Here is a 22,826-nt window from a genome sequence, read left to right as displayed (position 1 = left end):
ATGATTGGAGTTTACGAATAAGTTTATCCGAAAATTTTTATCTTACCAAAGTTTCAATTTATATTCAATGCAACTATCCGTCATCATCCTTAATTATAATGTCCGTTTCTTTTTGGAGCAATGTCTGTTAAGCGTTCAAAATGCTTTAGAAACCATTGACAGCGAAATTATTGTAATTGATAATGATTCTTCTGATGACAGTTGTGCAATGATAAAACAGCGCTTCCCAAACGTAAAACTCATTCAAAATAATGAAAATTTAGGTTTCCCAAAAGGCAATAATATAGGAGTTGCTCATGCTCAAGGCGAATATGTTTGCATTCTCAATCCGGATACCGTAGTCGCCGAAGATACGTTTGTGAAAGTATTGGCTTTCGCCAAAAAACAAACTGATTTAGGAATTGTAGGTTGTAAACTCATTGATGGCAGCGGTAATTTTCTGCCTGAAAGCAAACGTGGTGTTCCAACACCTTGGATTGCTTTTACCAAAATCACAGGTTTGTACAAATTGTTTCCCAAGTCAAAAAGATTCGGGAAATACTATGCGCAACATTTAAGGGAAAACGAAACGGGAAAAGTAGATATTCTCGTAGGTGCTTTTATGTTCATGAAACGAGATTTGTATCTTGAAGTAGGCGGATTTGATGAAGATTGTTTTATGTATTCAGATGATATTGATTTGTCTTATAGGATGTTGCGAAAAGGGAAATCCAATCATTATTTCTATGAAACAACTGTTATACATTATAAAGGAGAAAGTACAATTAAGGACAAAGCCTACATGAAACGTTTTCAGGAAGCCATGAATTTCTTTTATAAAAAGCATTTTCATATATCTGTATTATTCTCGTTTTTTATGAAAGTTGGAATTGTCTTTTTTTCTTTTGTGAAAATGTTTCAGGGAAAACCCAAAATAAAAATTCCTCCAAAATCATATCTGCTTTATTCTTCGAATGAAAAATTAGCAAACAAATTGGCTTTGGTTTTGCAAAAAAAAGTCTCATTTCATGATTTGAAAACAGAAAAAATGGTAATTTCGTCTTCGATAAGAAGTGGAGATGGAACCGAAATTATTTTAGATAACGAATTCGTTTCTTTCAAAGAAAGTATTGCAATTCTCGAATCTTCAAGGAATAAATCATTTACATTTAAAATCATACCCAAAAACGCTAATTTTTTAATTGGAAGTAATAATAGTAACGAAAGAGGTGAGATTATAAAAATAGAATGAAAAATTACATTAAATGTAATTTATGTTTAAAATATTTAGTAATTTCGCAAACTGAAAATCAAAATCACCTTTTAGGTTAACAATATGGCAAGATTTGAATTAAAGCTTCCAAAAATGGGAGAAAGCGTTGCAGAAGCGACCATTACAAATTGGTTGAAACAAGTTGGAGACAAAATTGAAGCCGACGAAGCGGTACTAGAAATTGCTACTGATAAAGTCGACAGCGAAGTGCCAAGCGAGGTTTCGGGTGTTTTAGTGGAACAATTGTTTGGTAAAGATGATTTGGTTCAAGTAGGGCAAACCATCGCTATTATTGAAACAGATAGCGCTACTGTTACTGAAGCAGTAAAAGAAGTTGTAGCTCCGGTTGAAGCAGCAATAATTGAAAAAACATTTGATGCAGCTAAAGAAGCAGTTGCAGTTCCAACAGATTTTTCAAATTCTGAAAAGTTCTTATCGCCTTTGGTGAAAAATATTGCCAAAGAAGAAGGGGTTTCTGTTGTAGAATTGGAAGCAATTTCTGGAACTGGAAAAGAAGGAAGAGTTACTAAAAATGATATTTTAGAGTACGTAAAAAATAGAACAAGCCAACCTGTAGTTTCGACTCCGGTTCCAGCGGTTCAAAAAACAGTTGCAGCTCCAGTTGCTCAAAAAGCGGCTCCAGTATCTGTAAGTGGTGGTGATGAAATTATAGAAATGGACAGAATGCGCAAGCTAATTGCGGGTTATATGGTCGCTTCAGTACAAACATCAGCTCACGTACAATCGTTCATTGAAGTCGATGTGACGAATATTGTAAAATGGAGAGAAAAAAATAAAATTGCTTTCGAAAAAAGAGAAGGAGAGAAGTTGACTTATACTCCAATTTTCATGGAAGCAGTAGCAAAAGCTTTAAAGGATTTTCCTGGGATGAATATTTCTGTAGATGGTGATTTTATCATCAAGAAGAAAAATATCAATCTTGGAATGGCGGCGTCATTGCCAAACGGAAACTTGATTGTTCCTGTAATTAAAAATGCAGATCAACTGAATTTAGTTGGAATGGCAAAAGCGGTAAACGATTTAGGAGGTCGTGCAAAAGCAGGGAAACTAAAACCAGACGATACGCAAGGAGGAACCTATACGGTTACTAATGTGGGGACTTTTGGAAGTGTTTTTGGTACGCCAATTATTAATCAACCGCAAGTGGGAATTTTAGCTCTTGGAGCAATCCGTAAAATGCCGGCGGTAATCGAAACACCAGAAGGAGATTTTATCGGTATTCGTCAAAAAATGTTTTTATCGCACAGTTACGACCACAGAGTTGTAGATGGTGCTTTAGGAGGAAGTTTTGTAAAACGTGTGGCTGAATATCTTGAAGCTTTCGATATCGACAGAGATTTTTAAAGGTACTTACATACAATTCAAACCCGACTAGTTTTTTTGAAAATTAGTCGGGTTTTCTTTTTGATGTTTTTAAACGGTAAACTTTAAAAAAATTAAACCCAAATTTCTATATTTGTAGTCACACAAAAATTAAAAATGGAACTTAAACTCAATAAACCAATTTGCTTTTTCGATCTTGAAACCACAGGAATTGATATCGGAAAAGATAGAATTGTAGAAATCTCAATATTCAAAGTTTTTCCGAACGGAAATAAAGAAAGTAAAACTTGGTTAGTGAATCCAACCATTCCAATTCCACCTCAAACGACCGCTGTTCATGGAATTACCGATGAAAAAGTGGCTAACGAGCCTACTTTTAATGAATTAGCGACGCAAGTTTATAATATGATTAAAGACAGTGATTTGGCTGGATTTAATTCTGATCGTTTTGATATTCCATTGTTAGCCGAAGAAATGTTGAGAGCCGGAGTGGATTTTGATATGAAAGGCAGGGTTTCTGTAGATGTGCAAACTGTTTTTCATAAAATGGAAGAACGTACATTAGGCGCAGCACACAAATTTTATTGTGGAAAAACACTCGAAAATGCACATTCTGCTGAAGCGGATACTATGGCGACTTACGAAATATTAAAAGCGCAATTGGATCGTTATCCTGAATTGGAAAACGATATGAAATCATTATCGGAATTTACTACAAGAAAGAAAATTGCTGATTTTGCCGGAATGATTGCTTTTGACAAAGACAATGAAGAAATTTTTGCTTTTGGAAAACACAAAGGAGTGAAAGTCGATAAAATTCTAGAAACAGAGCCAGGTTATTTCAGTTGGATGCAAAATGCTGATTTTCCTTTGTATACTAAGAAAGTCTTAACGGCAATAAAATTAAGAAAACTCAATACAAAATAAGTTTTTAGTCACGGTTTCAGTTTTTCAGTTTTTAAACTGCGACCGAAAACTGCGACTGAAAACGGAATACTAATTAATATGAAAATAATCTGCATTGGTAGAAATTACACGAATCACATAGAGGAGTTACACAACGAAAGACCTACTGAACCTGTGGTTTTTATGAAACCGGATTCGGCTATTTTATTAAAGCAACATCCATTTGTAATCCCTGAATTTTCGGAAGATATTCATCACGAAATTGAAATTATTGTCAAAATCAGTAAAGTTGGAAAATACATTGAACCTAAGTTTGCGCATAAATATTATGACGAAATTAGTGTCGGTATCGATTTTACCGCTCGTGATTTGCAAGATAAATTAAAAGCGAAAGGTTTGCCTTGGGAAAAAGCGAAAGCATTTGACGGTTCGGCGGTTATAGGAGAATTTTTACCTAAAAATCAATTTAGTTCATTAGAAAATATTACTTTTGAATTAACCAACAACAATAAAACGGTACAAATCAGTAATTCCAGTCATATGTTGTGGAAAATTGACGAACTTATTTCTTATGTTTCTCAGTATTTCACCTTAAAAATTGGGGATATTATTTTTACGGGAACTCCTGAAGGGGTAGCTGCTGTGAAGCCGGATGACGTTTTGGAAGGATTTTTAGAAGGACAACAACTATTTAGAATACAAGTAAAATAATGGCTATAAATTACAACCTTTCAAAAGTGTACGCACTTTCAGACAACGATCCAGAATTTGTAAATGAAATTTTGACTTTGTTTGTTACTGAAGTTCCAGACGATTTATTGCAAATCAAAGAAGGAATAAAAAAGAAAGATCATAAGCACGCGTATTCTTATGCACATAAGATAAAACCAACTTTGGATTTAATGGGCTTAAACGTGGCTTTCGAAGAGATTCTTCAAATCGAAGCTTGGACAAAAGGCGAAGGTAAAAAGAAAGATATCAAAGAAACTTTTAAGAGCGTTAAAAATCAAGTCAATGATGCCATTAAAGAAATAAAAAAAGACTTTGATTTGTAAAATTTGGGCATGACCCGCTGAAAAAGCAGGTTGGGTTATCCATTGCAAACGAAGTTCATTGAACTCCTATAAAAAAACTATTAGGTAAAGTAATCTCCCGAAGAAAAATCGGGAGGATTTTACTATTATACCTCTCGCAAGAACGGAATGTACTAATTTACACATTCCTCATTTTAGATTACTATCTCACAAAAAAACTTCACTTAAAAAAATGAAAGCAACCATAATTACTATAGGTGACGAAATTTTAATAGGCCAAATTATCGATACGAATTCTGGTTTTATTGCTAAATCTTTGGACAAAATTGGAGTTGAAATCAACGAAATGGTTTCGATAAGCGATGATAAAAAACATATTTTAGATACGTTTGCAAAGCTTCAAAACACTGTAGATTTGGTTATTATTACCGGCGGTTTAGGACCAACAAAAGATGATGTTACCAAGAAAACATTTTGTGATTATTTTGAAGATGAATTAGTTGTTGATCAAAAGGTACTTGCTCATGTTACGCAACTTATTGAAGGTTTTTATAAACGAACTATTACTCAAATTAATAAAGATCAGGCACTGGTTCCGTCAAGATGTACGGTGCTTCATAATCAGGTAGGTACGGCACCCGGAATGTGGATGAAAAAGGAAAATACAGTATTTATTTCGCTTCCTGGAGTTCCTTATGAAATGAAATATTTAGTAGAGCATGAGATAATTCCTAAAGTAGTCCGTGAATACAAGCGCCCTTACATTCTTCATAAAACAATTCTTACTTACGGTCAAGGCGAAAGTATGGTTGCTGAGCGTATTGAAGAATGGGAAAATAACCTTCCGGAATCTATAAAGTTGGCTTATTTGCCTGCGCCGGGAAGAGTTCGTTTGCGTCTTTCGGCTCGTGGGACTGATAAAGAAAAATTAGAAGCTGCCATTGAAGAAAATGTAAAATCATTGGATGCAATAATCCATGATATTATCGTTGGTTTTGATGATGATGAAACTTTGGAGGTTGTAGTGGGGGAAATGCTGACAAAACAAAATAAAACCCTTTCCACTGCTGAAAGTTGTACAGGAGGAAAAATCGCACAGGTGTTAACATCGGTTCCTGGAGCTTCAAATTATTTTAAAGGTAGTGTGGTTTCCTATGCTACGGATGTTAAAATTGACGTTTTAGGGGTCTCAGAAAGTCTCATAAAAGAACATTCTGTTGTGAGTAGTGAAGTGGTTTCGGCTATGGCTTTGAGCATTAAAAAGATGATGAAAACAGATTATGCAATTGCAACAACTGGAAACGCAGGACCGTCAAAAGGAGATTCTAATGCAGAAGTTGGTAGCGTTTTTATCGCATTAGCTACACCAACTGAAGTAATTGTAGAAGAATTTAATTTTGGTCAACCCCGTGAAAAAGTGATAGATAGAGCAGTAATTAAAAGTTTAGAGCTGTTGCAGAAAGAAATTTTGAAAAATGTGCGATAAATATGTTGCTTAATAGGTTTATTTTTCTTTTCTTTGCACCCTGATTTTGAATAACGATAAAAGATAAGCATAATGTCAAGAGTTTGTGACCTTACAGGTAAAAGAGCGATGGTAGGAAATAACGTTTCTCACGCTATGAATAAAACTAAGAGAAAATTTTCTGTAAACTTAGTAAAAAAGCGTTTTTATCTTCCAGAAGAAGATAGATGGATTACTCTTAGAGTAGCAGCATCTACGATAAAAACAATTAACAAAAATGGAATCGCTGCAGTTTTGAAAAAAGCGCAGTCAGAAGGATTTATTAAATAATCTTTTCCAAAATAAATAAATAGCAAGATGGCAAAGAAAGGTAATAGAATCCAGGTAATTTTAGAATGTACTGAACACAAAACATCAGGTGTTGCAGGGACTTCAAGATACATAACAACAAAGAACAAAAAAAATACTCCGGACAGATTAGAGATTAAAAAATTTAATCCAATCTTGAAACGTGTAACTGTTCACAAAGAAATTAAGTAATAATTAGAGATTTTAATAAAAATCTCAAATGGTCACATTTGGAGATTTTATTAAAATACAAATAACATTTGAATCATGGCAAAGAAAACCGTAGCATCGTTACAAACATCTTCTAAGAGATTATCAAAAGCCATCAAAATGGTGAAATCTCCTAAAACAGGAGCATATACATTCGTAGAATCTATTATGACTCCAGAAGCAGTTGATGAATTCTTGAAAAAGAAATAATTCACAAGCATATTATATAGAAAAGCTACTTTCATTCGGAAGTAGCTTTTTTATTTTCTATATTTACCGATTAGAAAAACGTATGGGTTTTTAGGGCTCATGCATCATTTTTTATACCACAAATACAATGAGTTTTTTTAAAAGAATATTTTCTTCAGAGAAAAAAGAAACATTAGACAAAGGTCTTGAAAAGTCAAAAACAAATTTCTTTTCAAAGCTAACTAAAGCCGTTGCCGGAAAGTCAAAAGTTGATGATGAAGTTTTAGATAATTTAGAGGAAATCCTTGTTGCCTCAGATGTGGGTGTGAATACCACACTGAAAATAATCACTCGAATAGAAAACCGTGTTGCCTCAGATAAATATCTGGGTATAGAAGAACTCAATGAAATCCTACGAGAAGAAATCGCTGCGTTGTTATCTGAAACCAATACAGGTGAAGCTACTGAATTTGTAATTCCGACTCAAACAAAACCTTACGTTTTAATGGTAGTTGGTGTAAACGGTGTTGGTAAAACCACTACAATTGGTAAGTTGGCATATCAATTCAAAAAAGCAGGTTATAAAGTAGTTCTTGGTGCTGCAGATACTTTTCGTGCTGCAGCTATTGATCAATTGCAAATATGGGCGGATAGAGTAGGAGTGCCTATTGTTCGTCAAGATATGGGAAGTGATCCAGCCTCAGTGGCTTTTGATACGTTACAATCAGCAGTGGCTCAAAATGCAGATATTGTTATTATTGATACAGCAGGACGTTTGCATAATAAAGTTAATTTAATGAATGAATTGACTAAAGTGAAGCGTGTAATGCAAAAAGTTGTTGGCGATGCGCCACACGACGTATTATTAGTTTTGGATGGTTCCACCGGTCAAAATGCTTTTGAGCAAGCAAAACAATTTACTGCCGCTACAGAGGTTACTTGCTTAGCGGTTACTAAACTTGACGGTACTGCCAAAGGTGGAGTTGTCATAGGAATCTCAGATCAATTTAAGATTCCTGTAAAATACATTGGTGTTGGAGAAGGAATTGAAGATCTTCAAGTTTTTAATAAATACGAGTTTGTTGACAGTTTTTTTAAATAATATTTATACAATGAATTTTTCTTCCATCAAAAATAGCAACCCCATTTATTTTTACTTTGTAAGTATTATTTCTTTTATACTGGCAAATCTTATCCGAGATAAAAGTATTGGTTTTTATTATTTCTTATTGGTAATTGGTTTGGTTTTCTTCGTTTTAGGTTTTATGAAACGATTGAAAACAAAATAGATTTATTGATACAAGGCATTGATTTTTTGCCATAAAACATCATCAAAATCCGATAAGGCCAAATTGACATTATCGGCTGCGTCACCCATTCTGATAACAACCATTTTCTTGCTTGGAATGACATAGATTTTTTGGTCATTTTTTCCTAAAGCCATAAACATATCGTTTGGTGCAGATGGTATAATACTTCCGGGAATCGTAAGTTGTGATTGTGGTAAATGGTAACTGGCTTTACCATTAAGCCACCATAAATATCCATATCCTAAATTAATGTTTTGAGAAGTAGTTGTTGCTTCGGTAAAGTAGTTTTCATTGAGAATTACGGTGTTGTCCCATTTTCCTTTGTTGTACATTAATAATCCAAAACGTGCCATGCTGCGCGTGGTACTTCCATAAACAGAATTATTCCCCGATTGAAACCAAGCGCCATCCATTCCTATTTTATCTCTTAGTTTGGTGTTGAAGTAAGTGTTCCAAGTTTGACCGGAAGCTTGTGCAATAATATCTTGCAATTTTACATACACATTATGATAGGCCCATCTCGTTCCTGCATCGGCCTTGTATTGCAGACTTGCCGGAGAGACATCATCGCCATTAGCGATGTCCTCGATACCTGAAGTCATGGTGAGTAAGTTTTTGCAGGTAATTAGATTTTCTTTGACTAATGTTTCACTTGTCCAACCCGTTCCAATGTATTGTGAAACTTTATTGTTGATGTTCAAAAATCCTTCTTGTTGTGCAATCCCGGTTAGTGTTGAAGTCAATGTTTTTCCGGCGCTAGCCCAATACCAATTGGTGGTTGCTGCATGTCCATTGAAATAATTTTCCATTACAATTCGGCCATTGATCAGAATGATGAAACTTTTGGAGTGTTTCAGTTCTAAATAATCCAAAAGTGGCTGAACAGCAGTTTGTTTCCAACCCAAACTTGCAATTGATTTTGTTTCCCAAGTTGTACCTATTAAAGGAGGGAAATAGAGTGTTTCTGTTGGTGTAGGCGTGGGAGTTGGGTCAGCAGATTCGGAACTGCAACTCATGCACAAAAACGCGAAAAGCAGGCTGTAGATTATTTTTGACATGTTCTGGCTATTTATAGGATAAGACCAAAAATATAGAAAATAGTTTAATGTGTTTTGAGTTTTTTGTTTTTGTTTGAATTTATTAAGTTTAACTTTGTCCTTGGAAATATGCTTCTTTTTTATTCGAATGTCATAGCCCTGATTGTAACGTAAATCCTTTTTAATCGCTTTTTCAGCGGTTAAAAAGATTGAAGTGGAAAGCAGGAAATAGCTCCTAAAAAAATAAATTAAATATGAAAAACACATTCAGCATTCTTTTTATAGCACTCTTTTTTGTGGCTTGTCAGCAAAAGATAAAGCCTGCCGATGTTGAGAAATTAAATGGATATTGGGAAATCGAGAAGGTTACTTTTGAGAAGGAAAAAGATAAGGATTATAGCATCAATGAGAGTTATGATTATTTTAAAATAGACAAAAATAATAAAGGGATTCGAAAGAAAGTGATGCCACAATTAGACGGGACTTTTTTAGTGAATGATGCATATGAAAACGTGACGGTACGATTCAAAGACGATAAAGCTTATATTGATTATTCGACTCCTTTTACAAAATGGAGTGAGGAATTAATCACGTTAAAAGATGATGAATTAGTGCTGATGAATGCAGAGAAAAAGGAATATCATTACAAGAAAACGGGACCGATAAATTTACTGGGTGATGGCAAAAAGGTTAAATAATCAAAGTACGATAGGGGATGTTTTGAAACAAATTATCCAAGTGAATAAACTGCAACCCGGAATGGACCAGATTGACGTTAAAGACGCATGGAAAAATCTTATGGGGAACGGCGTGAACAGTTATACTAATAATGTGGTTTTGAAAGGAAGTACTTTGTATGTGGAGTTAACTTCGTCAGTATTAAGGGAAGAATTGAGTCATGGAAAGTCGAAAATTGTTGCCATGATTAACGAGGAACTGCGTCGCGATGTGGTGAAGGATGTTGTTTTGAGATAATGATTTTAGATTGTTGATCAACGATTTTAGATTTCAGTGATTGTAAATAAAAAATCCCGTTTCAAATTTTTGAAACGGGATTTTCTGTTTTATAGGATTTTTAAATCTTAATTCAAAAATTCGTTAATCTTCAATCATAAATCTAAAACTGCTCTCTTCCAGCAAAATGGAAAGCACCTTCGATAGCTGCATTTTCATCGCTATCAGAACCGTGAACTGCATTTTCTCCAATAGAAGTAGCATATGCTTTACGGATAGTACCTTCAGCAGCTTCAGCAGGATTTGTAGCACCAATTAAAGTTCTGAAATCTTCAACAGCGTTGTCTTTTTCTAAAATAGCAGCAACAATAGGTCCTCTTGACATGAATTCCACTAATTCACCATAAAATGGTCTTGCAGCGTGAACTTCATAAAATGCTTGAGCATCAGCTACAGTTAATTGTGTTAATTTCAAAGAAACGATTTTGAAACCTGCATTAGTAATCATAGCAAGTATGTTTCCGATGTGTCCGTTAGCAACAGCATCAGGCTTAATCATTGTAAAAGTTCTATTCGTAGCCATTTTTTGTGTTTTTTATATTTGGGTGCAAAAGTAGCCTTTTTTTATGTGTATATTTTAATAAATAATCAATAAAAAGGTGTTTGTTTAAGATTAACGTTGATTTTTTGAAATTTAGACCTTAAAGATTAATTTATGTTTATAAAATGTCCATAAAATAAAAGACCAAATTGTTACATAAATTAAGGCTCCAGCCAATGATGCTGTCATGGGATTATTGAAAAAAGGAGCTATCCAAAATTCATAAAGATAGTTTTGAAGATTGATTTGCTCGGAAGGAATTTCTGGATTTTTGAATTGAATCATTTCTAATCCTTGAGGAATTATCTCCGAAAAAAAGAAGACAATCATGGGATTTACACCCCAAATAAGAAATAACTTGGTCCATTTTTTATAGTTTGCAATATCAATTACATAATAAAAAAGCGTCAAAGAAAGTATCGCAAGTCCTGATGTATATAAAACAAAAGAGCTAGTCCAAAGTGATTTGTTAAATGGAAATGCTATAGACCATAAAAGCGCCAGAATAATAAGGGTGATTCCTGCGATTCCCATTTTTTTTGCAATTTCAATCTTTGGTAAAGGACGATTTAATAATTGACCAATCAATAATCCTATTATTCCGGAAGCTATTGCGGGTATAGTACTTAAAATTCCTTCTGGATCCCAAGTTTTTGTTACTGCCCACACATGATCTTTTAATAAAATTCCATCCATCCAAGATGCCAAATTACTGCCTTTTTCAAGGTTTGCTAATCCAATTCCAGGAACTGGAATCAACGTCATTATTCCCCAATAGCCTAATAAAATTGTTGATGCTACAATAACTTGCGTTTTTTGCGTGGTTTTTAAGTACAAAAGAGTTATTACAAAATAAACAATTCCAATGCGTTGTAAAACACCTGGAAGTCTCACGTCATGATAGGCTTCGATACCGCTAAAAGCCAGAAATATATACGCGCCAAGTATTGAAAGCATCAAATAGGTTTTGTTTTTTAAAGAAAAATTACCCATTAGTGTATAGCCCACTCCAATTGTAATGGCTAATCGTCCTATTAATAGAGGAATTCCTTCTAATCCGAAGAGTTGTATTTTTCCAAAAAAATTAAAAAATACCCCCAAACAAAACATGCGTAATGAACGAACCATTATTTTATTAAAAGTGTTGTTGTCAAAAGTTTTGGTTGGCATTGCGAACGATACCGCTACACCCATAATGAAAATAAAAAAAGGGAAAACCAAATCAGTAGGTGTACAGCCATTCCAATCAGAATGTAATAAAGGAGGATATACCGTTGTCCAGCTTCCTGGATTGTTGACAATGGTCATTAATAAAATAGTAAATCCTCGAAATACATCCAGTGAAATTAGGCGTTCTTTGGTCATTAGTTTTTGGTTTGGTTTAAGCGGTTATTGGTTTTAAGGAAGTGTAATTATATCAAAATTAGATTGTAAAGGGTTTAATTTTTTTACCAATGAAGGAATTAAATTTTCTCCGTTTTCTAAATAGAATTCCGAAAAATTAGCTTGACGTTCCTGTAAACTTTGGTTGGGAAACAATTCGTTTTGCAAGTCAATAATTCGTTGTAAAATAGCACTTAAATTTCTTTTTTGCGCTTTCAGTAATCGTTTTTCCAGATTTTCCAATCCTTTAATTTGTTTTACTTCCTGCGCTTTTACCGCTCCAATAAAAGATTCATCTGTTTTGTTTGCAATGTCATAAAGTGCTTTAAACTGTTTTTGCAATTGTTCTTTCAGATTGGTCAAATCGATTGGAAACTCCGATAATTGTTTGGTTTTGTTATTGATTAAATCGGTTTGTTTTGAAAATAAATCGTTCCAAGTCAAGTCTAATTTATCTGCTTTTTTGGCTTGTTTTTCTGTTGTCAGCAATACTGAATTTCTTAATAAAAGCATTGGAAAAGTCACTTTTTCGGAAGCAAAAAATGATTTCAATTCCAACCAATACGCAATTTCTCCACCACCGCCAATGTAACATAAATTGGGTAAAATGACTTCCTGATACAACGGACGCATAATCACATTAGGACTAAATTTTTCAGGATGGTTTTCTAAAAGTGCTAGAATTTCAGTCTCCGAAAATTCAATTTTGGTATGATTTACTTTGTATTTCCCGTTTTCAAAAACGATGCGTTCGCGTAAATTATCCTCGATATAAAACAAATTAATTTCACGAGGATTTACTTGAATGGTGTAGTCTTTTAGTTTTTCGGCAGTTTCAAGTACTAACGGATGAGAAGATTGGTGCAGTAATTCTTGTTTTACAAAAGGAATGAAATTGCGTTTTAAATCTTGATTATCAGCGTCCAGAATTACTAATCCGTAAATTCCAAACAAAGCATTCGCTAAATGTCTTGTGGCATCGGCTAGATTATTATGTTTGATGTAAGAGTCCTCAAATAATTTTTTTATGGTATTTGCGTTCAAGCTGGAACCAATTTCCAGTGCAAATATTTCAAGAAATTCCTCCAAGCCTTCAGTGGATAATCTCCCAACAGGACCGGTACTGTCTCTGTTCCAGTGGAATTTTTTACCTTTAAAACTAAAATAATTGATTTCTTCAAAATCATGGTCTTCGGTTGCCATCCAATAAATGGGAACGAAGTGATACGTTGGATATTTTGCTTTTAATTCGTTTGTCAAATTAATAGTCGAAATAATTTTATACAAAAAATATAAAGGACCACTGAATAAATTTAATTGATGTCCAGTAGTGACAGTAAATGTATTTGTATTGCTTAAAGCGTTAATATTTTGTTTGGTCAAAGCCGAAGTTTCAACATTTAAGTATTGTTTTTGTAAAACGGAAACCAAAACACTTCTTTTATTTATTTTGGCCCCTTCCCCTTCGGGGAGGGCTGGGGAGGGGAAATTTGCTTGCTTCTCCAGAATTTGTCCTTCAAAGTTTTCAAGCGTTGGGAATCTGTTATATAGGGATTGTAAGTTTGTCTTTTGGTCTAAATAATCATTCATCAAAGGAGAGAAATATCCGGAATTCTGATAGCTGATACAGTCGGTTGGCATAATAAATTTTTATATGTTGCTAATTTACCAATAATAATTGGAACTATAATATTTGTTACTTTCGAAAAATAGTATCAATTTTATCGAAATATTTTAACATTCCTATGAAAGATAATTCAAATCCGAATAAAGAAAATTCATTAAAACATGTCCTTTTTGGCAGTTTAATTGGTACAACTATAGAATTTTTTGATTTTTATATTTATGCAAATGCAGCTGTTTTGGTTTTTCCCCAATTGTTTTTTCCTTCAACTAACAGTACTAATTCTGTTTTGCTATCCCTAGCGACGTTTTCGATAGCGTTTCTTTCCAGACCTCTTGGTTCGGCCGTTTTTGGCCATTATGGAGATAAAATAGGTCGTAAGACTACCTTAGTAATCGCTTTATTGACGATGGGGATTTCGACGGTGAGTATTGGTTTCTTGCCGAGTTATGCCAGCATTGGAATTGCTGCCCCTTTATTATTAATGCTGTGCCGCTTTGGCCAAGGAGTTGGTTTAGGAGGCGAATGGGGTGGAGCCGTATTATTGGCCATCGAAAATGCTCCGCCTAATAAACGTGCTTGGTATGGTATGTTTCCTCAATTGGGAGCTCCAATAGGTTTGTTGCTTTCGGGAGGGACTTTCTTGATTTTGACTGATACGATGAGTGCGGATGCTTTTCTGGATTATGGCTGGAGGATTCCGTTTATAGCGAGTTCCTTACTGGTTGTTGTAGGTTTTTATATCCGATTAAAAATCACCGAAACTCCCGCTTTCGAAAATTCTAAAAAAGAACAGGAGGAAGTAAAAATCCCATTTTTTACTTTATTGAAATTTTATAAAAACCAATTGATTTTTGGCACTTTTGCTGCTATTACCACTTTTTTAGTGTTCTATCTCATGACGGTATTCACACTCAGCTGGGCAACTTCTGATTTGGGTTATTCCAAAAGAGATTTTTTATTAATGCAGTTGTTTTCGGTATTGTTTTTTGCACTTTTCATTCCTGTTTCGGCTCTAATTGCGGATCGTATTGGGCGTAGAAAGATGTTAATTTATGCCACAACAGCTATTGCTATTTTTGGGTTTGCATTTTCTTTTTTCTTAAACTCAGGCAGCACCATTCTAGTAACTTTGTTTTTATGTGTTGGAATGGCTTTGATGGGATTTACATATGGCCCTTTGGGTACTTTTTTATCGGAATTGTTTCCTACTACTGTTCGTTATTCGGGTACTTCTCTAGCATTTAATTTGGCAGGAATCATCGGAGCAGCTTTTGCGCCCATGATAGCGATTTGGTTGGCGACGCAATATAGTTTGACCTATGTTGGTTTTTATTTGAGTACCGCAGCCTGTATCTCTTTATTTTCGTTGTTGATGATTAGCAAAGAAGAGCATAAGTTTTGATGTTGAACTATCTCTTCAAACTAAAATGACCTCGATATTCTTTTCCATTTGCTCTTTTCACTACAAACCAATAATCAGTAGCTGGAAGTGGCTGACCGTTGATTGTTCCATCCCAACCAGTAGCATTCTGCAAGTCTATAATGAATTTTCCATAACGGTCAAATATTTTAATGGTTAGCCCCACCTCAAAATCTGAAAATTTGATTTTCCAATGGTCATTATAACCATCTCCGTTTGGAGTAAAAAATTTTGGATACATCAATAAATAGACTTCATCGGTTACAGTTCCACAACCATTTTTGTCTCTAACAGAAACGGTATATTGTCCGCTAATGATGTTCAAAAATTGATTGCTATCCTGAAAATGAATACCGTCAATGGAGTATTCAAAATCGCCTGAGCCGTTAACGTAAGCGGTTAGACTATTTTGATTGTCCGTCCAATCTTGTGTTTCAATGGAAGTAATTGTTGCGATAGTTGATTTTTTTACTATGAAGTTTTTTGTGCTCGAACAATAAAAAGAATCATAATCATCAGTTACTGTTACAGAAAAATTGCCGGGAGTTACCACAATTATGGACTGAGTAGTAGCTCCGTTTGACCATAAATAAGTATCAAAACCAGAACCGGCATCAATCGTAATTGTATTGTTTTCACAAATAGGAACAACATCTGGAATCGATATTTTAGGCTTAGATAAAAGGGTTAGTTTTAATTCAACAATAGCGTAGCATGGTGTGTTTGAATTGATACGGACATAAATTTTATTGTCTCCTAAAGCTAAGTTGTAATTTGAAAAATTAGTAATTTGATTATTTGCCAATTGATTTTCTGCAGCTGAAAAAGTCGAATAATAAGAAAACGTATATCCGGAAGTATTTGAAATTATCTTCGAATTATAATCAGATAAATTCACTTTCTCGGAACCATCATTCAAATCATCACAAAATAATTCGGCATAATTGGTTGCAGGTAAAGTGCTTATTAAGGAAATGGTAACTGCCAGTTTTGTTGTGCTTTCGCATCCACTCAATGTTTGTGAAGCATAATATATGTTGCCATCTTGCAAAGGAGTTGAATTAGACAAAAGCATACCAACACTATTATACCATTTTATAGCGGTTCCTAAAACTACAATTGTATCTAAAGTTGGATTTTGACTCGTGCAAAAAGTTTGACTAACACTTCCTGTTGGAGCAGCGGTATTTTGGATATTGATTGCAACTGGGATTCTATCACTTTCGCAACCGCTTATGGTTTGCGATGCATAATAAGTGATGCCGTTTTGGAGTGGAGTTGTATTCAATAATAGAGTTCCATTTGTTAAAGCATTATACCATTTTATGTTTTGGCCCGTAATTGCAATGTTACTAATTGTTGCATTTTGTTGAATGCAAAAGGTTTGGGGAGTTGTTGTTGTAGTGGGGACATTATTGTTTACCACTACTTTTACAATTACTCGCTTACTTTCACATCCATTTACAGTTTGAGAGGCATAGTAAGTTATTCCATCTTGAATGATTAAGCCATTATTTAAAAGGTTTCCATCTGTTAATGAATTATACCATTTTACATTCTCTCCAATAATTTTAATGTCTGAAAGTTTTGTATTTTCGCTCTTACAGAACACAAGATTTGATGGTACTGGTGGTTTTGGTAAAGGAATGAATTGTACGCTAACGGATAATCTGTCAGTCAAAGGACAACTGTCATTATATGCGGCAAAGTAGGTTTGTCCGTCAATAATTGGAGTTTGTTTTGAAAGTGGGGTATTTGAATTTAAGGAATCATACCAATCTACAGATTCTGAGCAGGGTTTTAAATCTTCAATTTTATAAATGTTTGAATCACAAAAACGCTGAATTTCTTCTCCTTCTGGAACATTAGAATTGCATTCAGATAGTTTTAAAATATAGCCATCACTGTAAAACGAATGTAAAAAATAAGTTGATTTTGGGCTTGGGTCAAAGTCAACTTGACTTAAAAAAGGTCCACCTATTAATATGTTGTTTTCAAAATCGATTTGTAAACTTCTAGCTAGATTTATTATATTTTTGAAATTAATGAAATTTCCAGAATTATCAAATTTTAATAGGAGACTTTCTTTACTTATTTGTGTGTTTTTATTTGGAAAAACTTTATTACAGCTATTATTTATAAATGTTTCTCCAGCAACATTAGCTGTAACGTATAAATTTTTATTTTTATCAAAAGCTAGAGAACCTAGATGTTGCCATTCACTACCATATATGAAATTATGCCAAATATAATTACCTTCTTGATTTAGTTTAAAAAGTATGCTATCAATAGAATCTGATGTGAAAGTCAAATTGATATTATCGAAATTTGGTATGAAAGGCCTATACATACTTGAAAAAGATGTGCCAAAATAAATATTGTTTGCTCTATCAATTTTTATAGATTTATCGCCACCGCTCCCTCCAGAATCTCCTAGTTGTCTGAACCATAGGTTTTGCCCATCTGGCTGAATTTTACATATAAAACCGCAATTACCATTAGAGGTGTATGTTTTATTTAAAAAACTAATATTGGTTTCAAAAATACCTGTGATAATAATATTATTAAAATTGTCACAAACAATTCCGTTAGGATAATCATATCTACTTCCACCAATGTTTTTAGCCCAAATAAACCCTCCATTTGAATTGTTTTTTAAAATAAATATGTCTTCAGAATTATTATTTAAATTATAAACTCCAGTTCCAGCATCGAAATCTACACTTGTTCTACCCACAACACCAGTTGTAATAATGTTGTTATTGTTGTCTAATGTTGATTCTTCTGCATAGGCTTCTGCATAATAATTACCAAAAACAAAATTGCCATCCGAGTCAAGTTTGATTATGTAAGAGCCTGGGTTACCTGTTGGGTTATTAATTATATATTGACCAACTTCGTCAGGATTTAAATCTATTTGTAATCCCGTTGCTAAACCTGTAATGATGACGTTTTCATTTTTATCTAAAATGATCGATCTACCTCCATCCGCCCAATTAGATTTAATTTGTTTTACCCATAAAAAGTTTTTGTCCTTGTCTAATTTTAAAATAAAACCATTTGTAAAACCTATCGAAGGTGGAGATGCGGTTAAATTAAAATTATTAGCACTGGGGTCAAAATCAACGGTTCCACCAAAATATCCAGTTGAATAAATGTTTCCTTGACTATCAGTAACAATTGATCTAATATCATTATAACCGTAACCGGCTTCATAGTTAGTACTAGATGCCCAAATAAAATCTTGTGCTTTTCCAATAAATGAAGTTAATAATGAAAACAGTAACAAAAGTTGCTTAAATGTTTTTTTGTTGTAAGTGATGGTCATTCAAATGAATTTGTAATCTTTAGTTAATTGTAAATGTAATTAAATATGTATTAATTTTATAAATTTTTAATTTAGATAATGTTTCGTTTTTTAAGTTAAATCACTAATGCAATTTGTAGTAACATGTTTACGTGGAAAGAATAAAATTATCTCTTATTTTTGCACAAAACAATTCCTTTTGAAAACAAAACTTTTCCTAATTACGCCTCCTTTTACCCAATTGAATACACCGTATCCAGCAACTGCTTATATCAAAGGGTTTCTGAATACTAAAAACATTGAGTCCGTTCAGGCCGATTTGGGTATCGAAGTGATTTTGAAATTGTTTTCGAAAGAAGGTTTGAAAGATTTGTTTGAGGTTGCAGGTATCAAATTTCAAGTTGAAGAAATTTCAGATAATTCGAAACGTATTTTCGCTTTACAAGACGAATATCTAAAAACTATTGATCCAGTAATTGCTTTTTTGCAAGGAAAAAATCCAACATTGGCACTTCAAATTTGTCAGGAAGATTTCTTGCCGGAAGCGTCCCGATTTGCACAATTGGAAGAATTGGATTGGGCTTTTGGTACTATGGGAACACAGGACAAAGCGAAACATTTAGCGACTTTGTATCTGGAAGATATTTCGGATTTTATTGTGGAATGTGTCGACGCTAATTTTGGTTTCAGTCGCTATGCAGAACGTTTGGGGCGAAGTGCGAATTCTTTTGACGAATTGTACGAAGCCTTACAACAAGAACCAACATATATTGATAATTTACTCCTTTCTATTCTAAAAGAGAGAATAGAAACCATTCAACCTACATTATTCCTGATTTCGGTTCCGTTTCCGGGGAATTTATATTCGGCTTTTCGTTCGGCACAGTGGGTGAAAAAGCATTATCCAGAAATTAAAATTTCAATGGGTGGTGGTTTCCCAAATACCGAATTGCGTTCGCTTTCGGATGCTCGTGTTTTTGAGTTTTTCGATTTTATCACCTTGGATGATGGCGAAATGCCAATCGAAGAACTTATAAATGCTGTCACTTCGAGCGCAGTCGAGAAGCAATATAAACGAACTTTTCTTTTGGAAGACGGTAAAGTAGTTTATAAAAATAATTCCCTAAAACACGATTACAAACAATCGCAAGTGGGCACGCCTGATTACTCTGATTTACTTTTGGATAAATATATTTCGGTTATTGAAATTGTGAATCCAATGCATCGCATGTGGAGCGACGGACGCTGGAATAAACTCACCATGGCGCACGGTTGCTATTGGGGGAAATGCACTTTTTGCGATATTTCATTGGATTATATCAAAGTGTACGAGCCCGTTGCTGCCAGTTTATTGTGCGACCGAATGGAGGAAATGATTGCCCAAACAGGCGAGAACGGATTTCATTTTGTAGATGAAGCATCACCTCCGGCTTTGATGCGCGCACTCGCACTCGAAATCCTTCGTAGAAAATTAGCAGTGACTTGGTGGACCAACATTCGATTCGAAAAAAGTTTTACCAAAGATTTATGTTTGCTTCTAAAAGCTTCTGGGTGTATCGCAGTTTCTGGCGGACTCGAAGTCGCTTCCGATAGATTATTAAAACTGATTGATAAAGGCGTAACAGTCGAACAAGTTGCTAAAGTAACCCGAAATTTCACCGAAGCCGGCGTAATGGTTCATGCCTATTTGATGTACGGTTATCCTACACAAACCATTCAGGAAACCGTCGACAGCCTGGAAATGGTGCGACAATTATTTGAAGTTGGCGTGTTGCAATCGGGCTTTTGGCACCAGTTTGCCATGACGGCACACAGTCCTGTGGGCTTGTATCCGGAGAAATTTGGTGTGGTAAAAGAAACTGAAATCTTGGGAACTTTTGCCAACAATGATATTAACTATACTGATTCAACAGGAATCGACCATGATAAATTCAGTTTTGGACTCAAGAAATCCTTGTTCAATTTCATGCACGGAATCTGTTTTGATTACGAATTGCAGGATTGGTTTGAATTTAAAATTCCAAAGACTAAGATTTCAAGCGATTTTATTTTTGATGCTTTACAAGAGGATGATGATTTCAACATAAAGTCCACTGCCAAAATCGTTTGGTTAGGAGGGAAGCCATTTGTAGAACATTTTACCAAATCCAAAAAAGGAAATTCTTGGGAGTTGATGACCTTGACTTTCCATGATAAAAAAGAAAGTTTCTCCATTCAAACCAATAAAAATGAAGGCGAATGGCTAGTGGAAATACTGCAAAAAATAGCAGTTTCGAATGCTAAAATCTACACGTTTCAAGAAATAAAAGCAGATTTTGAAACACAATTTGAAGACTTTGAATTGTTTTGGTACTCAAAACCAATTAAAACTCTTAGAGAATTTGGATTGTTAGTGTTGTAAATTTATTTTACGATAACTATATCAAATTAGCATAAAACTTTTATTTTTAGATTACGAAAACGTTTTCTTTACTTATTTTTACAACCAATTAAATAAATACACGTATGAGTATTGGTTATAAAGTAAATGTAAATGATACTTTCCTTTTTGATTTGGAAAAGGAAAGTATTTCACAACTGGATGCAGTTAGTGTGGAAGCTAATAAATTTCATATACTACATCAAAATACCCCTTATAAAGCGGAAATCCTAACTTCTAATTTTCTTCAAAAAAGTTATACGGTAAAAGTGAATAACAACACTTACGTTGTGACAATTTCAAATCCTTTGGATATTCTTATCAAAGAAATGGGGTTTGAAGTGGGACTTACCAAGCAAGTCAATTTTATCAAAGCACCAATGCCCGGATTGATTCTAGAAATCAGTGTTGTGGTGGGGCAAGAGGTAAAAGAAAATGATAATTTAATTATTCTGGGCGCTATGAAAATGGAAAATAGTTTTCTTTCTCCTCGTGATGGTATTATCAAATCGATTTCGGTTGCTATGGGAGATGCAGTAGATAAAGGACAGTTGTTAATTGAATTTGAATAAGACTATGAAAAAAATATTAATTGCCAATAGAGGGGAAATTGCCATCAGGGTGATGAAAACCGCACAGAAAATGGGTATTAAAACTGTGGCGGTATATTCAACTGCGGATAGAAATGCACCTCACGTAAAATTTGCCGATGAAGCCGTTTGGATTGGAGAAGCACCTTCGAGCCAGTCCTATTTATTAGGTAGCAAAATCATTGAAGTAGCCAAAGCTTTAAACGTAGATGCCATTCATCCAGGTTATGGATTCCTGAGTGAAAATGCTGATTTTGCTGAAGAAGCTGAAAAAAATAACATCATCTTTATTGGTCCCAAGTCGAAAGCGATAAAAATCATGGGGAGTAAATTAGCGGCCAAAGATGCTGTTAAGCAATACAATATTCCAATGGTTCCCGGTTTTGACCAAGCCATTACTGATGTCGAAAAAGCTAAAGTAGTGGCCAAGGAAATTGGTTTTCCAATTCTGATTAAAGCTTCGGCAGGTGGAGGCGGAAAAGGAATGCGTGTTGTAGAAAGTGAAGCCGATTTCGAATCCCAAATGGATCGAGCCATCAGTGAAGCGATTGCTGCTTTTGGAGACGGTTCCGTTTTTATAGAAAAATATGTAGGTTCGCCAAGGCATATTGAAATTCAAATTATGGCGGACAGTCACGGTAATGTGTTGTATTTATTCGAAAGAGAATGCAGTATTCAAAGACGTCACCAGAAAGTAATTGAAGAAGCTCCTTCTTCGGTTTTAACACCGGAATTGCGAAAAAAAATGGGTGAAGCAGCTGTTTTGGTTGCTAAATCCTGTGATTATTTAGGGGCGGGTACTGTTGAGTTTTTATTGGATGAAAACAACAATTTCTACTTCTTGGAGATGAATACCCGTTTGCAGGTAGAACATCCCGTTACGGAATGGATTACAGGAACAGACTTGGTAGAACTGCAAATCAGAGTAGCAAGGGGAGAAGCATTGACCATCAAACAAGAAGACCTGAAAATAAAAGGGCATGCGATGGAATTGCGTGTGTATGCTGAAGATCCGATGAATGATTTTCTGCCAAGCGTAGGTCATTTGGATGTGTATCAATTGCCAGTTGGTGAAGGAATTCGTGTGGATAACGGTTTTGAACAAGGCATGGACATTCCCATTTATTACGATCCAATGCTGGCTAAATTAATTACCTACGGAGAAACCCGTGAAGAGGCGATTCAAGTTATGCTCAAAGCCATTGAAGGGTATCAAGTGGAAGGTGTACAGACGACGTTGCCTTTCGGTAAATTTGTATTTGAACATGAGGCGTTTCGTTCCGGGAAATTTGATACGCATTTCGTAAAGAACTATTACAATGCTGATGTATTGAAAAACCAAATGGCGCAAGAAGCCGAAATCGCTGCTTTGGTAGCGTTGAAACAGTATTTTGAAGATCAAAAAATCGTACGCTTACCAATTCAATAAA

The 22,826-nt window shown here is 34.5% G+C and carries 21 protein-coding genes; 16 read left to right on the top strand and 5 right to left on the bottom strand.

The genetic code is table 11. The features are described 5' to 3' along the window. The first annotated feature begins 67 nt into the window (after positions 1 to 67). The 10 genes from ACM55H_RS04670 (at position 68) to ftsY (ending at position 7,850) form a co-directional block, all read left to right on the top strand. Complete coding sequence (locus tag ACM55H_RS04670; protein ID WP_416835392.1) at positions 68 to 1,231, top strand: glycosyltransferase family 2 protein; 1,164 nt, start codon at positions 68 to 70, stop codon at positions 1,229 to 1,231. An 84-nt stretch (positions 1,232 to 1,315) separates the two neighbouring features. After that, complete coding sequence (locus ACM55H_RS04665) at positions 1,316 to 2,617, top strand: dihydrolipoamide acetyltransferase family protein (RefSeq protein ID WP_416835391.1); 1,302 nt, start codon at positions 1,316 to 1,318, stop codon at positions 2,615 to 2,617. A gap of 135 nt (positions 2,618 to 2,752) precedes the next feature. After that, a complete protein-coding gene (locus tag ACM55H_RS04660) occupies positions 2,753 to 3,523 on the top strand; it encodes a 3'-5' exonuclease (RefSeq protein WP_039109505.1) in 771 nt (256 codons plus the stop codon). A gap of 78 nt (positions 3,524 to 3,601) precedes the next feature. Further along, positions 3,602 to 4,213 carry a fumarylacetoacetate hydrolase family protein gene (locus ACM55H_RS04655; RefSeq protein WP_039109507.1) on the top strand — a complete coding sequence of 204 codons (612 nt, stop codon included), beginning with the start codon at positions 3,602 to 3,604 and terminating at the stop codon, positions 4,211 to 4,213. Beyond that, positions 4,213 to 4,557: an Hpt domain-containing protein gene (locus tag ACM55H_RS04650; RefSeq protein WP_039109508.1), complete on the top strand. Its 345-nt coding sequence runs from the start codon at positions 4,213 to 4,215 to the stop codon at positions 4,555 to 4,557. Before ACM55H_RS04655 ends, ACM55H_RS04650 begins: the two co-directional genes overlap by 1 nt. 211 nt (positions 4,558 to 4,768) lie before the next feature. Next, positions 4,769 to 6,022: a CinA family nicotinamide mononucleotide deamidase-related protein gene (locus ACM55H_RS04645; protein WP_416835390.1), complete on the top strand. Its 1,254-nt coding sequence runs from the start codon at positions 4,769 to 4,771 to the stop codon at positions 6,020 to 6,022. 72 nt (positions 6,023 to 6,094) lie between these two features. After that, on the top strand, positions 6,095 to 6,331 hold the full coding sequence (gene rpmB, locus ACM55H_RS04640; RefSeq protein ID WP_024980263.1) for a 50S ribosomal protein L28: 237 nt from the start codon (positions 6,095 to 6,097) through the stop codon (positions 6,329 to 6,331). Between the two features lie 27 nt (positions 6,332 to 6,358). After that, a complete protein-coding gene (rpmG, locus tag ACM55H_RS04635) occupies positions 6,359 to 6,541 on the top strand; it encodes a 50S ribosomal protein L33 (RefSeq protein ID WP_017495179.1) in 183 nt (60 codons plus the stop codon). A gap of 75 nt (positions 6,542 to 6,616) precedes the next feature. Next, positions 6,617 to 6,769 (top strand): DUF4295 domain-containing protein, encoded by a 153-nt coding sequence (locus tag ACM55H_RS04630; RefSeq protein ID WP_082014152.1) that lies wholly within the window; start codon positions 6,617 to 6,619, stop codon positions 6,767 to 6,769. A 127-nt stretch (positions 6,770 to 6,896) separates the two neighbouring features. After that, the gene (gene ftsY, locus ACM55H_RS04625) at positions 6,897 to 7,850 is read left to right on the top strand and encodes a signal recognition particle-docking protein FtsY (RefSeq protein ID WP_416835389.1); all 954 of its coding nucleotides are present in this window, start codon (positions 6,897 to 6,899) and stop codon (positions 7,848 to 7,850) included. 189 nt (positions 7,851 to 8,039) lie between these two features. Here the strand turns inward: ftsY and ACM55H_RS04620 are convergent, their stop codons facing one another. Continuing rightward, positions 8,040 to 9,116, bottom strand: a complete 1,077-nt coding sequence (locus ACM55H_RS04620; RefSeq protein WP_416835388.1) for a serine hydrolase domain-containing protein — start codon at positions 9,114 to 9,116, stop codon at positions 8,040 to 8,042. Positions 9,117 to 9,349: 233 nt separating this feature from the next. Here ACM55H_RS04620 and ACM55H_RS04615 point away from each other — a divergent pair, with 233 nt between their 5' ends. After that, positions 9,350 to 9,793 (top strand): lipocalin family protein, encoded by a 444-nt coding sequence (locus ACM55H_RS04615; protein WP_416835387.1) that lies wholly within the window; start codon positions 9,350 to 9,352, stop codon positions 9,791 to 9,793. Beyond that, on the top strand, positions 9,774 to 10,070 hold the full coding sequence (locus ACM55H_RS04610) for a DciA family protein (protein ID WP_073355171.1): 297 nt from the start codon (positions 9,774 to 9,776) through the stop codon (positions 10,068 to 10,070). Before ACM55H_RS04615 ends, ACM55H_RS04610 begins: the two co-directional genes overlap by 20 nt. A 142-nt stretch (positions 10,071 to 10,212) precedes the next feature. On the opposite strand, the gene ACM55H_RS04605 is transcribed toward ACM55H_RS04610, so the two are convergent. The 3 genes from ACM55H_RS04605 to bshC all read right to left on the bottom strand — a co-directional run bounded on the left by ACM55H_RS04605 (position 10,213) and on the right by bshC (position 13,674). Further along, a complete protein-coding gene (locus ACM55H_RS04605; protein ID WP_113634352.1) occupies positions 10,213 to 10,632 on the bottom strand; it encodes a nucleoside-diphosphate kinase in 420 nt (139 codons plus the stop codon). Between the two features lie 111 nt (positions 10,633 to 10,743). Next, complete coding sequence (locus tag ACM55H_RS04600; protein WP_416835386.1) at positions 10,744 to 12,015, bottom strand: acyltransferase family protein; 1,272 nt, start codon at positions 12,013 to 12,015, stop codon at positions 10,744 to 10,746. Positions 12,016 to 12,048: 33 nt separating this feature from the next. Further along, on the bottom strand, positions 12,049 to 13,674 hold the full coding sequence (gene bshC, locus ACM55H_RS04595) for a bacillithiol biosynthesis cysteine-adding enzyme BshC (protein WP_416835385.1): 1,626 nt from the start codon (positions 13,672 to 13,674) through the stop codon (positions 12,049 to 12,051). Positions 13,675 to 13,778: 104 nt separating this feature from the next. On the opposite strand from bshC, the gene ACM55H_RS04590 reads away from it, so the two are divergent. Then, positions 13,779 to 15,062: an MFS transporter gene (locus tag ACM55H_RS04590; protein ID WP_416835384.1), complete on the top strand. Its 1,284-nt coding sequence runs from the start codon at positions 13,779 to 13,781 to the stop codon at positions 15,060 to 15,062. A 7-nt stretch (positions 15,063 to 15,069) separates the two neighbouring features. Here the strand turns inward: ACM55H_RS04590 and ACM55H_RS04585 are convergent, their stop codons facing one another. Then, complete coding sequence (locus ACM55H_RS04585; protein ID WP_416835383.1) at positions 15,070 to 18,408, bottom strand: T9SS type B sorting domain-containing protein; 3,339 nt, start codon at positions 18,406 to 18,408, stop codon at positions 15,070 to 15,072. Between the two features lie 178 nt (positions 18,409 to 18,586). Here ACM55H_RS04585 and ACM55H_RS04580 point away from each other — a divergent pair, with 178 nt between their 5' ends. The 3 genes from ACM55H_RS04580 to accC all read left to right on the top strand — a co-directional run bounded on the left by ACM55H_RS04580 (position 18,587) and on the right by accC (position 22,825). Next, positions 18,587 to 20,788: a B12-binding domain-containing radical SAM protein gene (locus ACM55H_RS04580; RefSeq protein ID WP_416835382.1), complete on the top strand. Its 2,202-nt coding sequence runs from the start codon at positions 18,587 to 18,589 to the stop codon at positions 20,786 to 20,788. Between the two features lie 104 nt (positions 20,789 to 20,892). Beyond that, positions 20,893 to 21,378 (top strand): acyl-CoA carboxylase biotin carboxyl carrier protein subunit, encoded by a 486-nt coding sequence (locus ACM55H_RS04575; RefSeq protein WP_416835381.1) that lies wholly within the window; start codon positions 20,893 to 20,895, stop codon positions 21,376 to 21,378. Positions 21,379 to 21,382: 4 nt separating this feature from the next. Further along, positions 21,383 to 22,825, top strand: coding sequence for an acetyl-CoA carboxylase biotin carboxylase subunit (accC, locus tag ACM55H_RS04570; RefSeq protein ID WP_416835380.1), 1,443 nt, complete (start codon positions 21,383 to 21,385; stop codon positions 22,823 to 22,825). The last annotated feature ends 1 nt before the right edge of the window (position 22,826 follow it).

The organism is Flavobacterium cryoconiti (assembly GCF_048158645.1).
Classification (GTDB): domain Bacteria; phylum Bacteroidota; class Bacteroidia; order Flavobacteriales; family Flavobacteriaceae; genus Flavobacterium; species Flavobacterium cryoconiti.
This window is presented reverse-complemented; position numbering and strand designations above follow the sequence as displayed.

What these genes read in the sequence shown, in the direction of transcription:
- ACM55H_RS04615 (WP_416835387.1), top strand. Translation starts at nt 9,350, where the DNA reads ATGAAAAACACATTCAGCATTCTTTTTATAGCACTCTTTTTTGTGGCT.
- bshC (WP_416835385.1), bottom strand. Translation starts at nt 13,674, where the DNA reads ATGCCAACCGACTGTATCAGCTATCAGAATTCCGGATATTTCTCTCCT.
- ACM55H_RS04655 (WP_039109507.1), top strand. Translation starts at nt 3,602, where the DNA reads ATGAAAATAATCTGCATTGGTAGAAATTACACGAATCACATAGAGGAG.
- accC (WP_416835380.1), top strand. Translation starts at nt 21,383, where the DNA reads ATGAAAAAAATATTAATTGCCAATAGAGGGGAAATTGCCATCAGGGTG.
- ACM55H_RS04575 (WP_416835381.1), top strand. Translation starts at nt 20,893, where the DNA reads ATGAGTATTGGTTATAAAGTAAATGTAAATGATACTTTCCTTTTTGAT.
- ACM55H_RS04660 (WP_039109505.1), top strand. Translation starts at nt 2,753, where the DNA reads ATGGAACTTAAACTCAATAAACCAATTTGCTTTTTCGATCTTGAAACC.
- ACM55H_RS04605 (WP_113634352.1), bottom strand. Translation starts at nt 10,632, where the DNA reads ATGGCTACGAATAGAACTTTTACAATGATTAAGCCTGATGCTGTTGCT.
- ACM55H_RS04650 (WP_039109508.1), top strand. Translation starts at nt 4,213, where the DNA reads ATGGCTATAAATTACAACCTTTCAAAAGTGTACGCACTTTCAGACAAC.
- ACM55H_RS04630 (WP_082014152.1), top strand. Translation starts at nt 6,617, where the DNA reads ATGGCAAAGAAAACCGTAGCATCGTTACAAACATCTTCTAAGAGATTA.
- ftsY (WP_416835389.1), top strand. Translation starts at nt 6,897, where the DNA reads ATGAGTTTTTTTAAAAGAATATTTTCTTCAGAGAAAAAAGAAACATTA.
- ACM55H_RS04670 (WP_416835392.1), top strand. Translation starts at nt 68, where the DNA reads ATGCAACTATCCGTCATCATCCTTAATTATAATGTCCGTTTCTTTTTG.
- ACM55H_RS04585 (WP_416835383.1), bottom strand. Translation starts at nt 18,408, where the DNA reads ATGACCATCACTTACAACAAAAAAACATTTAAGCAACTTTTGTTACTG.
- ACM55H_RS04665 (WP_416835391.1), top strand. Translation starts at nt 1,316, where the DNA reads ATGGCAAGATTTGAATTAAAGCTTCCAAAAATGGGAGAAAGCGTTGCA.
- ACM55H_RS04600 (WP_416835386.1), bottom strand. Translation starts at nt 12,015, where the DNA reads ATGACCAAAGAACGCCTAATTTCACTGGATGTATTTCGAGGATTTACT.
- rpmG (WP_017495179.1), top strand. Translation starts at nt 6,359, where the DNA reads ATGGCAAAGAAAGGTAATAGAATCCAGGTAATTTTAGAATGTACTGAA.
- ACM55H_RS04590 (WP_416835384.1), top strand. Translation starts at nt 13,779, where the DNA reads ATGAAAGATAATTCAAATCCGAATAAAGAAAATTCATTAAAACATGTC.
- rpmB (WP_024980263.1), top strand. Translation starts at nt 6,095, where the DNA reads ATGTCAAGAGTTTGTGACCTTACAGGTAAAAGAGCGATGGTAGGAAAT.
- ACM55H_RS04645 (WP_416835390.1), top strand. Translation starts at nt 4,769, where the DNA reads ATGAAAGCAACCATAATTACTATAGGTGACGAAATTTTAATAGGCCAA.
- ACM55H_RS04620 (WP_416835388.1), bottom strand. Translation starts at nt 9,116, where the DNA reads ATGTCAAAAATAATCTACAGCCTGCTTTTCGCGTTTTTGTGCATGAGT.
- ACM55H_RS04610 (WP_073355171.1), top strand. Translation starts at nt 9,774, where the DNA reads ATGGCAAAAAGGTTAAATAATCAAAGTACGATAGGGGATGTTTTGAAA.